The 14,055-nt window shown below is 38.2% G+C and carries 14 protein-coding genes; 4 read left to right on the forward strand and 10 right to left on the reverse strand.

Translation table 11 applies throughout. The annotated features are described in order from the left end of the window. Positions 1-5 precede the first annotated feature (5 nt). From MT391_RS08780 to MT391_RS08790, 3 genes are all read left to right on the forward strand, one after another. On the forward strand, positions 6-1,079 hold the full coding sequence (locus MT391_RS08780) for a potassium channel family protein (protein WP_499497626.1): 1,074 nt from the start codon (positions 6-8) through the stop codon (positions 1,077-1,079). A gap of 101 nt (positions 1,080-1,180) precedes the next feature. After that, the gene (locus MT391_RS08785; protein ID WP_499497628.1) at positions 1,181-2,134 is read left to right on the forward strand and encodes a MotA/TolQ/ExbB proton channel family protein; all 954 of its coding nucleotides are present in this window, start codon (positions 1,181-1,183) and stop codon (positions 2,132-2,134) included. Between the two features lie 114 nt (positions 2,135-2,248). Continuing rightward, positions 2,249-3,283: an energy transducer TonB gene (locus tag MT391_RS08790; RefSeq protein WP_499497629.1), complete on the forward strand. Its 1,035-nt coding sequence runs from the start codon at positions 2,249-2,251 to the stop codon at positions 3,281-3,283. Positions 3,284-3,471: 188 nt separating this feature from the next. Here the strand turns inward: MT391_RS08790 and parE are convergent, their stop codons facing one another. The 4 genes from parE to nudF all read right to left on the reverse strand — a co-directional run bounded on the left by parE (position 3,472) and on the right by nudF (position 7,882). Continuing rightward, positions 3,472-5,361 carry a DNA topoisomerase IV subunit B gene (gene parE, locus MT391_RS08795; RefSeq protein ID WP_166372571.1) on the reverse strand — a complete coding sequence of 630 codons (1,890 nt, stop codon included), beginning with the start codon at positions 5,359-5,361 and terminating at the stop codon, positions 3,472-3,474. A gap of 99 nt (positions 5,362-5,460) precedes the next feature. Further along, positions 5,461-6,048 carry a YqiA/YcfP family alpha/beta fold hydrolase gene (locus MT391_RS08800; protein ID WP_499497631.1) on the reverse strand — a complete coding sequence of 196 codons (588 nt, stop codon included), beginning with the start codon at positions 6,046-6,048 and terminating at the stop codon, positions 5,461-5,463. 217 nt (positions 6,049-6,265) lie between these two features. After that, a complete protein-coding gene (gene cpdA / locus MT391_RS08805) occupies positions 6,266-7,102 on the reverse strand; it encodes a 3',5'-cyclic-AMP phosphodiesterase (RefSeq protein WP_499497632.1) in 837 nt (278 codons plus the stop codon). 183 nt (positions 7,103-7,285) lie between these two features. Beyond that, on the reverse strand, positions 7,286-7,882 hold the full coding sequence (gene nudF, locus MT391_RS08810) for an ADP-ribose diphosphatase (protein ID WP_499440658.1): 597 nt from the start codon (positions 7,880-7,882) through the stop codon (positions 7,286-7,288). A 428-nt stretch (positions 7,883-8,310) separates the two neighbouring features. Here nudF and MT391_RS08815 point away from each other — a divergent pair, with 428 nt between their 5' ends. Then, positions 8,311-9,663 (forward strand): TolC family outer membrane protein, encoded by a 1,353-nt coding sequence (locus tag MT391_RS08815; protein WP_166372567.1) that lies wholly within the window; start codon positions 8,311-8,313, stop codon positions 9,661-9,663. Positions 9,664-9,813: 150 nt separating this feature from the next. Here MT391_RS08815 and hldE read toward each other — a convergent pair whose 3' ends face one another. From hldE to rpsP, 6 genes are all read right to left on the reverse strand, one after another. Next, a complete protein-coding gene (gene hldE, locus MT391_RS08820; protein ID WP_499497634.1) occupies positions 9,814-11,244 on the reverse strand; it encodes a bifunctional D-glycero-beta-D-manno-heptose-7-phosphate kinase/D-glycero-beta-D-manno-heptose 1-phosphate adenylyltransferase HldE in 1,431 nt (476 codons plus the stop codon). Positions 11,245-11,408: 164 nt separating this feature from the next. After that, entirely contained in the window at positions 11,409-11,780 is a 372-nt protein-coding gene (locus MT391_RS08825) for a YbaN family protein (RefSeq protein WP_166372565.1), read from the reverse strand. Between the two features lie 122 nt (positions 11,781-11,902). Next, a complete protein-coding gene (rplS, locus tag MT391_RS08830; protein WP_166372564.1) occupies positions 11,903-12,253 on the reverse strand; it encodes a 50S ribosomal protein L19 in 351 nt (116 codons plus the stop codon). A 42-nt stretch (positions 12,254-12,295) separates the two neighbouring features. Then, positions 12,296-13,042: a tRNA (guanosine(37)-N1)-methyltransferase TrmD gene (trmD, locus tag MT391_RS08835; protein ID WP_166372563.1), complete on the reverse strand. Its 747-nt coding sequence runs from the start codon at positions 13,040-13,042 to the stop codon at positions 12,296-12,298. A 19-nt stretch (positions 13,043-13,061) separates the two neighbouring features. Then, on the reverse strand, positions 13,062-13,589 hold the full coding sequence (gene rimM / locus MT391_RS08840) for a ribosome maturation factor RimM (protein ID WP_166372562.1): 528 nt from the start codon (positions 13,587-13,589) through the stop codon (positions 13,062-13,064). 26 nt (positions 13,590-13,615) lie between these two features. Then, on the reverse strand, positions 13,616-13,864 hold the full coding sequence (gene rpsP, locus MT391_RS08845; RefSeq protein WP_028869134.1) for a 30S ribosomal protein S16: 249 nt from the start codon (positions 13,862-13,864) through the stop codon (positions 13,616-13,618). Positions 13,865-14,055 lie beyond the last annotated feature (191 nt).

Below are 14,055 nucleotides of genomic sequence, written 5' to 3' on the forward strand. Positions count from 1 at the left end.
ACGCGATGCTACCTTTTTTAACGCCACTTAAAATAACCAAAATCATACAAAAGCTAACGCGTAATATGACTTGGCCTGCAATGTTTGGCCTGATCATAATGCAAGCAGCGATTACTTATGTTTTATTTGTTTTTGCTAATGAGAGTGCTCTAACTGAGCACCCGTTGCAGTTTTTTTATTATAATATGGTGGTCGTTTCAACGGTTGGTTTTGGTGACTTTAGTCCGGAAACAAACTTTGGTAAATTGATTGTTGCCTTCTGGCAAATTCCGTCTGGATTAATTGTATTTGCTTCATTTATTGGAAAAACCACCCAATTATTCATTGATATAGCGAGAAAGAATATGAACGGCAGTAATGACTTTTCACACTTAACCGGGCATATACTGCTGTTTTGCTGGGACAAACACTCAACGAAGCAAGTCATACAGTTAATTCTTGGCGATAAAAAACGCCATAATCGTCAAATATTATTATGTGTCACTGAAGATATGGAGAACCCGTTTCCAGAAATTGATGAGGTTTCCTTCGCTAAACTAGACTCGTTTTCCGACACGCAAGAGCTCAATAGAGTTGGCCTAAAAACAGCTCAACGTATTATTATCGACGGCAGTACGGACGATGAAACCTTATCCATAGCCCTCAGTATTGCTACCTTCACTGATAAGAATGCGAATATAACCGCACACTTTTTTGACGAAAGTAAAGCCAAGCTATTAAAGATTCACTGCCCCTATATTGAATGCAGTATCGACAACAGTGCACAAATAATGGTAAGAAGCATGCAAGACCCTGGTTCAAGCCAAGTCACCGAGCGATTGCTTTCAACGTTAAACGGCGCCACCTTATACAGTATTTTAATCCCCGATTTGATCAGCGACACTAGCTTCGGTGAGTTATTTCAGACATTCAAACAACGCTACGATATGATCTTAATAGGCTTTAGCAAAGATAAAAGTGGCAATGATATGAGTTTAAACCCAACCAATGATGCGATAGTTAGCGCGGGTTATCACCTTTATTATATTGCCAATGAACGCCTTTATGTTGAAGATATTGATTGGCAAGATATCAATTAGTATTTGCTCAATATTCGTGAAATATTTGCAGAGTGTTCGTTGAGCGCTCTTTGAATGATCACTCCCTATTTTGTTCATTTTGATGCTAGGACGCAGCGATAATGAGTATAGAAACAAGCGCGACTTCATATCAATCATTAACCTCAATAGTAGCTGAAAACACACCTCTTTGGTTCCAACAAGGCGGGGTAATGGGCATGATTATGTGGTTATTACTGTTGTTATCTTTTGTCACAACTATTGTGACACTAGAACGCTTGTTCTTTTGGACTGTTTATTATTTTCAACGGGAGCGCTTTACACTACAAGAGTGTTTTGCCGCTTTAAATAAACACCAAAAGACCGACGCCTTATTGGCCTGTCAAAAAACATCGACACCCGCATTAAAAATGTTGGCTCATGGTATTGAAGGGTTACCTACTTCTCCCATAGAAAAAATGCAAGCCTATGCTGCTATACAGATAAATAAGCTCTCACGAGGACAATCGTTATTGCGTACTATCGCCATCATTTCTCCGATGCTAGGGGCGATAGGTGCTTTGCTGTGCTGCATTGCGCTTCTACCGATTATTGCAGAAGAAAATAGCAGCAATAATCAAGGGCTGTTAGTGATGATTTCGCAGGCATTAGTTCCAGTAGCGGCTAGCCTCATTGTGATGATTTTGGCTTTATTACCTTATCACTTGTTTGGTGTTTTTATTAACACAGTACGCTTACATCTAGACACCATACTTGCTAAGTTTAATCACCTTTGCCAACAGCAAAGCTTAATCAATAGCACAACCAACAACTTAGCCAATGAAGCGACGCTGATTGTTAACAATACGCTGCAGACAACTCCAACGGAAAACATTCAAAATGGTCCCGTATCAGAACAAACAAGCATGCCTTATCATTATGAATTTTCGAAGGAAACGGGGGAGGTAAATGTAACTATTCATCCTCAAACTGAAGACATCAAACGAGTCAGTCCATCTTCAATTGCTAAAATGTATGATCAAACACTCGATCCTACTGATGCGAATACAGATGAAAAGCCTATACTAAAGAAATAACTTATTGGCATTGTTATCCCCATTAAGTTGTTATGCTCATTAATTTTCAAGGTCCATTAATTTTCAAAGCCAAAACAGACTAACAACTTCAACGGACATTAAGGCACCTAGTATATGAAATCAGCTTATCACTACTTCCCTTTTATTATCATAAGCTTTTTATTATATGCAGTATTTTTCTATTTTCATGAAGATCTATTACCAAGCAATCAAGTTAAGCAGTTAACAACAAAAAAGGTAACGGAAATAACCCAACCGATATTAACAGAAACACCGATAACCAAAGCAGCCTCACCTTTGAAAATATCCGCTTCTACAACAATAATCAAAGAACAAGAAGCGCCCCTTACTAGTAATCGACAGCACATTAATCAACAACGAAGCGACCAAAAACTGCAGATAGCACCGCAATCTAAACAACAGGCAGCATCAATAATTGATAGCATAACCGAACAACAATCGGCATCCATCACAACAGAAGCTTATCTGTTAGAAGTAATCCAACCCGATTATCAACAGGCTAAAACACGCCATCAACACAGTATTAAAAATCATCTGAGTACCGACGATGCGCTATTAAAAGAGTTTATATTTAACCAAAATATGATTAACTTACCTGCTCTAATTCCTAAAAAAATAACTAACAGTAAACCGAGTAAAAAAGTAAAAAATATCAGCTCCTCCTCCGGCGGCCTTAATGACGACGGCCTTAATGAAAATAGGGTTTTAACATCCATTGCTTCGACATTACCGATTAATAATCCAGCACAAATTATTCGTAATAATAAAATTAAAATCATAGCAAAACAGCCACCAGAGCAGGTTTCAAGGTCAAGAATAGAACCGACAAGGATCAAAGCAAAAAGTATCGATAAACCAACGATATTACAGGAAGCCGTCGCCATTTCAGGTAAAAAGCCTAAATACCCTCAGCGGGCAGCTTTAAGACAACAAAAAGGACAAGTAAAAGCAACAATGATAGTCATGAAAAATGGACAAACGATGGCGGTAAAATTAACAACATCTAGCGGTCATGAAATGCTTGATAAAGCCGTATTAAACTTTATAGAAAACGAGCGGTTTATGCCCGCGTTGAAAGGGCAAGATAAAATAAGCAGTGAGCAGTCATACTCATTTAGCTATCAATAGCGAGCAGTTAAAAACCAGTTGGAAGCTAATTAAAAAATGATTAACAACCGCAGGTTATCTAAGGGGTAAGGGTATCATTAGAAAGCAGTCATTTTACCTGGCGTATTTCCTCTGTATCAATCAATTTAATACAGAGGAATAGGTGACAGTTTATGCTTTATTTAGGACAACTTATTCTTTATAACATATCAATCAATTGCAGCCATGTCACCACTTGCTTCTAACCACATTTTACGGTCTCCAGCACGTTTTTTAGCGAGCAACATATCCATCATTTCCATCATTTTATCAGCATCATCGATAGTCAATTGTACTAAGCGACGTGTATTCGGATCCATGGTGGTTTCACGCAATTGTAGAGGGTTCATTTCACCCAGACCTTTGAATCGTTGAACGTTAACTTTGCCACGTTTTTTCTCTGCTTTAATGCGATCTAATATGCCATCTTTTTCAGACTCATCTAAAGCATAATAAACCTCTTTACCGATATCGATTCGATATAGAGGTGGCATTGCCACATAGAAGTTACCGGCTTCAACAACAGCTCTAAAATGACGAACAAACAAAGCACAAATTAAGGTCGCAATATGTAATCCGTCGGAATCCGCATCGGCAAGAATACAAATCTTTCCATAGCGTAATCCAGACAAGTCTGTAGAGGCAGGGTCAATACCAATTGCTATTGATATATTGTGAATTTCTTCTGAGCTTAAAATGACATCGGACTCATCTTCCCAAGTATTTTTTATTTTACCTCGTAATGGCATAATCGCTTGAAATTCACGGTCTCGAGCTTGTTTCGCACTACCGCCAGCGGAGTCCCCTTCAACTAAAAACAGCTCTCCTCGCATTGGATCTGGTGTGGAACAATCAGTTAATTTACCTGGTAAAGCAGGCCCTTGCGTGATTTTTTTACGTGCGACTTTTTTGCTTTTACGATTACGAGCTTGGGCATTATTAATACAGAATTCAGCTAAGGCTTCCGCCTCATTTACATTTGCGTTTAACCATAAACTAAAGGCATCTTTAACAACACCTGAAACAAAAACTGAACATTGACGAGAAGATAAACGTTCTTTTGTTTGCCCTGCAAATTGTGGCTCTTTAATTTTTACAGACAGTACATAGCTGCATTTATCCCAGATATCTTCCGGACTTAATTTAATACCACGTGGTAGAATATTACGAATATCACAAAATTCGCGCATCGCATCTAACAAGCCTTGTCGGAAACCATTAACATGCGTCCCACCTTGCGAGGTTGGGATCAAGTTAACGTAACTTTCAGTAATAGAGTCGCCGCCTTCTGGCAGCCATACCACGGCCCAGTCAGCCATTTCACTGTTGGCAGAAAACTTACCAACAAAAGGCACAGATGGTAATAATTCGTTCTCTGCAACGGCTTCTAATAAATAATCATTTAGGCCATCTTGATAGCACCATTCATAATTATTTTTATTCACTTTATCTTTAAATTTAATAGTTAAACCCGGACATAGTACGGCTTTAGCTTTTAATAAATGTAATAGACGTGAAACAGAGAATTTAAAACTATCAAAGTATTTTGGGTCAGGCCTAAAGTGTACGCTAGTACCGGTATTACGCTTTCCACAAACGCCGATTTCACTTAGTTCTTCTACTTTGTCACCATTTTCAAAGGCAATATGAAATATTTTTGCATCACGACGAATTTGTACATCAACACGCGTAGAAAGCGCATTAACTACGGAAATACCAACACCATGCAAACCACCAGATATTTCATAATTTTTACCAGAAAATTTACCGCCGGCGTGTAACTTACAAAAGATTAATTCAACACCTGAGATTTTCTCTTCTGGATGCATATCAATCGGCATACCTCGACCATCATCAATAACTTCCAATGACTGATCTTCGTGAAGTATCACTTGAATAGAACTTGCATGACCTGCTAATGCTTCATCTACCGAGTTATCAATTACTTCTTGAGCTAAATGATTTGGTCGATTGGTTTCAGTATACATACCAGGTCGATGACGAACGGGATCGAGTCCGTTTAATACTTCAATGGAATCTGAATTATATTGTTCGCTCATGCATGCACCTATGGTTATTCTGTTTAATAATGATGAAGTTTAATGGTTGTTAATTCTGCGCGTAAGTTACCACAGAACAAAACAGTTGATTGTATGTATTTAGTAAAGAAAATGAATTATTTCTGCAACATAACGTTCAAAGCCGATAAAGCTATGATCGCCCCCATTTTCACAGGTTATTTTACATTGTTTATATTTTTTTATTGCATCTCGGTAGTCTAAAACTTCATCTTTCTGTTGTAATAACACCCAAATATTATCTGGATAGTTAATTTGCTCTACATGTAAAGCCTTGAGCTGTTCAATATAATCAGCGTTAATAATGTATTGCTGCTGAAGATAGGGATGAGTCTGCTCACCTTGGTAGAAATCTAGCAAAATATTGGGTGTTACTGCGGGGTTAATGAGTACCACTTTTACCGCATATTGCTGAGCCACCTTGGTCGCTAGAAATCCACCTAAAGAACTACCCATAACTCCTATTTCACATCCATCATATTGTTTGAAGATAGATTCAATGACAGACCACATATCTTCAGGGTAGACGGGAAGTTGTGGGCAAACGAAATGAATTTCAGGATGTTCTAACAACAAATAATCACGCATTTGTTGTGCTTTAAGTGATGCAGGAGAGCTATGAAAACCATGAAGTGAAAGTAATACTTTGGTTATGTTAGCGGTTGTCATTTTGCCTCTTATTTAACTTCAGGCCAGTGTAATGCAAACAGAAGTTATTTTGTTTCTATAAGTTAATAATTTAATAAGCTAATAAGTTAAATTTAAAAATATTATTGGTTTTGTTCGCTGCTATAGGGACTATAAAAGCAATAACGGCTTACTGCAGAATAGTTTAACGAAAAAATAGCTACGCTAGCTTGTTTTACTTATTCCGCATTGAGATTATTTAGTATCCGGTCGCATTCACATCAGTAACAAACTCTCCAATATCAATACGCTCAACTTGGGTGTTTATTTTACCTGATTTTGTAAGTGTTAAATAGCGATATCCAGGTGCTTTATCATCAACAGCAAAATCATCACTTTGTGGTTTAAATTGTACACAGGTAGATGGACTGGTTAGGTAACGTACCCCTTTTTTGGTGACATCAAAAGCTTGGTGAACATGACCAGATAAAACCGCTTTCACATTATTGAACTGACTGATCAGCTCAATAAGCTGCGCATTGTTTTTCAAAATATGTTGGTCTAACCAAGCCGAACCTACGGGCAACACATGGTGATGAATTGCAATCAAGGTATGTTTGTTTGGGTGCTGCTTAAGCTTATCTTCTAGGAAAAATAATTGTGACTCACTGAGGTGGCCGTAAGGTACGCCTGAGACTTGAGAGTCCAGTAAAATAATTTGCCAATATTCGCTGATGATTTGTTTGGTTTGCGCAAGTCCTTCGTTCAACAAAGCAGGCAACATCACTTCTTGCATATCATGATTGCCTGGCAACCAATAACAAGGCATTTTTAATGTTTTAATACGCTCACTGAAATCAACATAAGACTGAGTAGAATGATCCTGTGACAAATCACCGGTGCACAAAACTGCAGCACATTTAGCGGTGTATTGCTGGGCATGCTCTATAACAGCATCATAACTATCGACTGTTTTAATGCCTAATAAGTCTTTTTCTCTGTCAGCAAAAAGATGGGTGTCGGTAATTTGTAATAACTTTACCTCCCCCTTGTGATCCGCATTTAGCGTTGCTACCGTCTGAAGTACACCATTCATTTTTATATTATTCACTCTAAGTTTTATAGTTAACACACCACGCTAAATGGTCATTTTTATTAAAATTCAGTTATTTATTTTATCATTCTCACAATAATGAAAAGGAATTAATGATTAAAAATGTCGACAAAAGCACATTTTAATAACTCTAAATGTGTAGTGAGTAAAAAAATAAGTAAAAAATTAAATATTTAAGCCATTTTTATAATTTAGTTGCAACCACTGCAATCCAATAATAGTTGCCGCATTATCAATCTTTCCAGATTGCACCCATTGGTAAGCTTGCTCTCTAGGGACCACATGAACTCGAATATCTTCCCCCTCTTCAGCTAAGCCAAAAACACCTTCCACATTACGACTATCGACATTCGCTACAAATAAGTCGATAGTTTCAGTGGTACCGCCGGGGCTCACAAAATAACTGAGCATAAATTGGCATTGATCAATCACTAATCCTGCTTCTTCAAATGCTTCTCGCTTTGCCACCTCTTGTGCATCTTCACCTTCATCAATCATGCCGGCAATTAATTCTAACAACCAAGGAGACTGCTTGCTATCCATCGCGCCAAAACGAAACTGTTCAACTAAGATCACCGCATCTTGTGCTTTGTCATAGGCTAATAAAGCCGCCGCTTTTCCTCTTTCAAAAAATTCACGTTGAATAGGTTTGCTCCATTCACCAGAAAATAATTTATGCTTTAAAGTAAATTTATTGCATTTAAAAAAACCTTTATAAAGTGATTCACAGCCTAATATTTCTACATCATTTTTGTCGTACATTATTTTCCCTTTCATTATTTGTTTTACATCAGCAGTAACCTGATATGAGTTGAAATCACTCGTTTAGGGCACGTTTGCAATATCGCTAATGACCTATGATTGAGCGTGTAAATGAAATACTTAAATGCATAAACTGCACCAATAAACGATTTACTCATTTTTTAAAAAGTTATAGGATAAACATTATGATTAATGATTAAAGTTAATGATGACACAGACACACAATTTTTTTAAAATCGCTTTAAAAATCATTTGTATATAGTGAAATCCCTATTATAAAGCAAAAAGAAATGCAATTTAATTCAAATTTTTATTGTATTATTAAGCAACAAGTAATAGTTAAAAATAGTTTTTTATAATACCCTACAATATTAAAAATTAGCCTTTCTTCATATTAGCAAAAACACATTCAACAGGATTTCCATACCATGAATTTAAAACGCCTTTATATTGCAAGCTTACTAGGCTTATCAAGTGTTGCCGTCAATGCTGATACGCTACAACAAGTTTATGAAACAGCCAAATACAAAGATCCCATTATTTTAAAAAGCAAGGCACAATATGATGTGTTTGTTGAGCAAGTATCAGAATCAAAATCGGTTTTATTACCACAAATTGGTTTTGGGTTAGATGCCAACCACGTGCAATCAAGCATTAGTACTAATACCAACACCAACTATGGCGCGAGTCTAGAGCTAACACAGTCACTTTATAATGGCACTTACTGGCAACAAACTGATATAGCAGAGAAACAAGCAACACAATACGCTGCTATTTACGGTTATGCCGCTCAAGATTTATTATTCCGCGCTGCTACTGCATATTTTGATGTATTACGTGCCGACGAATCAGTTAAATCTGTGCAAGCGAACAAGCGTGCTGTTGAGCGTCAACTAGAACAAACTAAACAACGTTTTGATGTGGGTTTAATTGCTATTACCGACGTGCATGAAGCGCAGGCTGAGTACGATAGAACAGTGGCTGATTTAATCACAGCAGAAAATACACTGGCTAATAATTATTACTTGTTACGTGAATTAACTGGTGAAGATGTTAAACAAGTTGCGTACTTAAACACTAAAACATTTGACCCACAGCCACTTGAAGGTGATGTGAAAATTTGGCGTAACAAAGCGTTAGAGTATAATTTAGATTTACATAGCAAACGTATCGCTAAAGAACTGGCTAAAATGAATATAGAATTAGCTGAAGCGGGTCATGAGCCAACGCTCGATTTCACCGCTGGTTTAGGTTACAACGATTATAATTACCATGATTCAAACTCAACATCTTATGATGCAACAGCCGCTACTTTTGGGCTTAGCTTAAATGTGCCTATTTACACGGGTGGCGGTATTACTTCTCGTGTTAAACAAGCACAATTTAACTATGTTGTAGCAAGTGAAGATCTAGTACAAAGCTTCCGTAGTACTGATGCACAAATCAACAGCGGTTATAACAACGTACAAGCTTCTTTAAGTTCTATTCGCGCTTACGAGCAAACGGTTGTTTCATCACAAAGTGCATTAGATGCTGCTGAAGCAAGCTTTGAAGTAGGAACTCGTACTATCGTTGACGTTCTGGATGCTACTCGTAACTTATACAGCTCTGAAAACTTATTAGCCAATGCTCGTTATGATTACATTATTAACATGCTGCAACTAAAACTATCAGCGGGTACATTATCTGAGAAAGATATTTTTGATATCTCTGCAGGATTAACAGATGTATCAATGAGCCCAGATGCGAGTGTTTCTGAGATTTCAAAAGCTAAAAAGTAACAACACTAAAATAGCAATTCATCGACATTGTTATTAACATAAAATACTAAGTTCTAGCATCAAATTAAAAAGTACTAAATTAACTAGTGCTAAGATCAAAAAAGGGAAGCTTCTGCTTCCCTTTTTATTATCGTCAATTTTCAATTAATCTTAACGTTCATTACGAATTGTTTTAATGATCTCGGTTGTTGAGCAGCCATCTTTAAACTGCAGTACTCGTACCTCGCCACCATTGGCAATGACTTCTGCACCGCCAGCTATCTGTTCAGGAGTATAATCTCCACCTTTAACCAGTAGATCAGGTAAAACACCTGCAATCAAACGCTGTGGGGTATCTTCACAGAACTCAACCACCCAATCCACAGCACCTAACCCCGCTAACACAGCCATACGTCGGTCGGCAGTATTAATAGGACGACCTTCCCCTTTTAAATCACGCACAGACTGATCACTATTAACTGCAACAATTAGTCTATCGCCTTGTTCACGAGCAGTATTTAAATAGGAAACATGGCCAGCATGTAAAATATCAAAGCAGCCATTAGTCATGACGACCTTTTCTCCACGATGCTGCGCTAATTTTACTGCTAATTGTAATTGGCTTTCGGTTAGCACACCAAAGCCAATCTCTTGTTGGCTATAGACTGCATTTGCTAACTCAATGGTATTCACTGTTGAAGTACCAATTTTGCCTACCACAACACCTGCACCAGCATTAGCTAGCGCACAAGCATCTTCAAAGCTGCTACCTGCAGCAATTGAGGCCGCTAATACCGCAATCACTGTATCCCCTGCACCGGTCACATCAAAGACTTCTTGAGCTTGAGTCGGTAGGTGAAAAGGTTCTTCATGCTCACGGATCAAAGTCATACCATGCTCACTACGAGTCACTAACAAGGCTTCTAGTTGTAAATCTTTAATTAACTGCCTAGCACGTTCAAATAGTTCTTGATCATTTTTACAATGCCCCACAACCCCTTCAAATTCAGAGAGATTAGGCGTAAGTAGTGTAGCGCCGCGATATTTTTCAAAACTCGTCCCTTTAGGGTCAACCAAGACTTTGACGCCTCGACTTTTGGCAAGTTGAATCATTTTTTGTACGTCAGCCAATGAGCCTTTATTGTAGTCAGAAAAGACAATCACTGGATTAGACTGATCTAATGCGGTGCTCATCTTATTAATCATTGCTGTACTATCAACATCAGCAAATGACTCTTCAAAATCTAAACGAATTAATTGTTGGTGGCGGCTTAATACGCGTAATTTTGTAATTGTCGGTGCATTAGCAACGGTGACAAAATCTGTTTCTACGTGTACGGAATGCAGGCTGTCTTTAATCGATTGTGCGGCTTCATCGTCGCCCACTAAGCCCACTATTTTTGACTTTGCGCCTAATGCAGCAATATTCAGTGCAACGTTTGCCGCCCCACCAGGACGTTCTTCTATTTGTTTAACGTTAACGATAGGCACTGGCGCTTCAGGAGAGATACGTGCTGCAGGACCATGCCAATATCTATCTAGCATGACATCACCGACAACTAATACGTTTGCTTGCTCATATTCAGGTAAGGTTATTTTCATTTTATCTCTCTCTAGGGCGTTTATCGGCTTAGATTATCACAGACCTTATTAAATCACATTTTCAAAACGGACTATTTGATGTTTTTGAGCAGATAAAATCCCATAATCAAACACTCATAAAGTAAATTCGACACAAGATATTCACGCAGCTAGAACTCGTGTTGTTAGGACTCAGGTAACTTTTTGATAAAGAGAAGTAAAATAAGCATTATTACGACTAACATTAATTGTAAAAACAGCTGTCCTATCAATAAAAGGATAGAGATCAGGAAACTAATGACAATACTTAAATAAATAATCGGTTTACGTTGTTTATTGATTTTTTTGTGGGCTTGCCAATGTTTTAAATCATCGCCAACAGCAGGTAGATTTAATAACCACTGTTGAAAACGTGGTGAGCTTTTAGAGAATCCAAAGAGTGCCAATATAAAAAAAGGCGTAGCGGGGAGCAAAGGTAAAATAACACCTAGTAGTCCGAGTAATGTTGCGCAGCAGGCAACTGTGAATAAGGTATATTTAATTAAATTTTGTAACATTTAACCTTTCCCCTTATCTTAAAAATTGCCAAAAAAAAGGCCTGCATTAAGCAGACCTTTTTATTATAGCAATTTTGCAACTTACATTTCTCAACCAATTTTAATTAACTGAGAAAATGAAATTACTTACCTAGCTTCTCTTTAATACGAGCAGCTTTACCAGTAAGTTCACGTAAGTAGTAAAGTTTAGCTTGGCGAACCAGACCGCGACGTTTAACTTCAACGCTTCCTACAAGTGGGCTGTGAGTTTGGAATACACGCTCAACACCTTCACCGTTCGAGATTTTACGAACTGTGAATGCTGAATGTAAACCACGGTTACGCTTAGCAATAACAACACCTTCAAATGCTTGAAGACGCTCTTTTTCACCTTCTTTTACGCGAACACGTACAACAACAGTATCACCTTGAGAGAACTTAGGGATATCTGTACGAAGTTGTTCGTTTTCAATTGCTTCTATAATCTTGCTCATTTTTATACCTTTTTATGCCTAGTTAACTAATAACATCGCTGTCTAGTTGGAGTTGCTTTTCAGAGCAGCAAGCAATTTTGCTTGCTCGTCAGTCAGAGCTAGGTTTTGTAATAAATCGGGTCTTCTTTGTTTCGTGCGCTGTAATGATTGAGTTAATCGCCATTGACGAATTTTCTCGTGATCACCACTTAATAAAACACTTGGCACTTGCTTTCCATCTAACACCTCAGGTCTTGTATAGTGAGGGCAATCAAGCAATCCATCCGCAAATGAATCTTGCTCAGCTGATTGACTATGACCCAAAACACCCGGTACAAAACGCACCACAGCATCCATTAAAATCATTGCCGGCAGCTCACCACCACTTAACACATAATCACCAACAGACCATTCTTCGTCTATTAAGCTTTCGATTATACGTTCGTCTATTCCTTCATAGCGCCCTGCCACTAATATCAAAGCTCGAGAACTTGATAAAGACTGTGCACCTTGATGGTCTAAACGTCGACCTTGAGGAGAAAGGTAAATTACCTTTGCCTCATGCCCTGCTTCTCTTGCGCTCTGTTTTGCTGCGTTGATTGCATCCCGTAAAGGTTGCACCATCATCAGCATCCCAGGCCCGCCACCATAGGGACGATCATCGACCGTTCTATGTTTATCTAATGTGAAATCACGTGGATTCCAACACTCGATAGAGAGCAAGTTATTTTTAATCGCTCGACCTGTTACCCCATTCTCGCTAATGGCCCGAAACATGTCCGGGAAGAGGCTAATAACCCCTAACCACATAACTTTTCTCCTAGGGTAATTAGAAATCAGGTTCCCAATTAACTGTAATTAGTTGGCCTGTAATATCAACATTCAATATTACTTGCTCTTCGATGAACGGAATTAACCGCTCTTTTTGTCCAAAAGCATCATTCGAGTTGGCTTTTACAACAAGCACATCTTTAGAGCCTGTTTCCATCAAATCAGTGACAACACCAAGATGATAACCTTTGTCAGTATTAACCTGACACCCGACTAAATCGCGCCAATAGTAGTCAGCTTCCAACTCTGGAAGACTAGATGGTTCAACAAGAAGGTCAAGGCCAACTAAGGCTTGTACTTCTTCACGAACATCGTAACCGTCTATTTTTGCAACAAAACCTTTATTGTGACGTTTCCATTCAGTGATATTCACTTCACGTAAAGCCCCATTAGATTTCATTAACAATGGCTTGTATTGAAAAATGCTTTCAGGATCATCGGTGTAGGAGTGGACTTTTAACCAGCCTTTGATGCCGTAAACTGCACCAAATTTGCCTATTTCTATTGGTTTTGCTTGTTCGCTCACCTAATATCTCCTTCACCTAACTGCAATTAAGCAGCTACAGCGTTATCTTTTACTAATTTAGCTACACGATCACTTAGCTGTGCGCCAAGACCAACCCAATGGTTGATGCGATCTGTATCTAAACGTAATTTTTCTGATTGACCTTGTGCAGTTGGGTTAAAGAAACCAACTTTTTCAAGGAAACGACCGTCACGTGGGCTACGGCTATCAGTTACTACCACTTGGTAGAATGGGCGTTTTTTAGCGCCACCACGAGCTAAACGAATAGTTACCATATCGTCCTCTATATATATTATTAAACGTCGAAAGTCAGTGAATTCTGACCACCTGCTTCTGTAGAAAGCCGCAAAATTATACTCTTATTTAGAAAAAGAACAATCAAAATCACAGTCAGCAATCAATTCAAACGGCTAAAATATAAAAAAGCCCCGTTGAATAAGATTCACCGGGGCTTTAAACAATCCTA

Origin of the sequence: Vibrio sp. 1-Bac 57, from assembly GCF_037546855.1 — a bacterium.
Classification (GTDB): domain Bacteria; phylum Pseudomonadota; class Gammaproteobacteria; order Enterobacterales; family Psychromonadaceae; genus Psychromonas.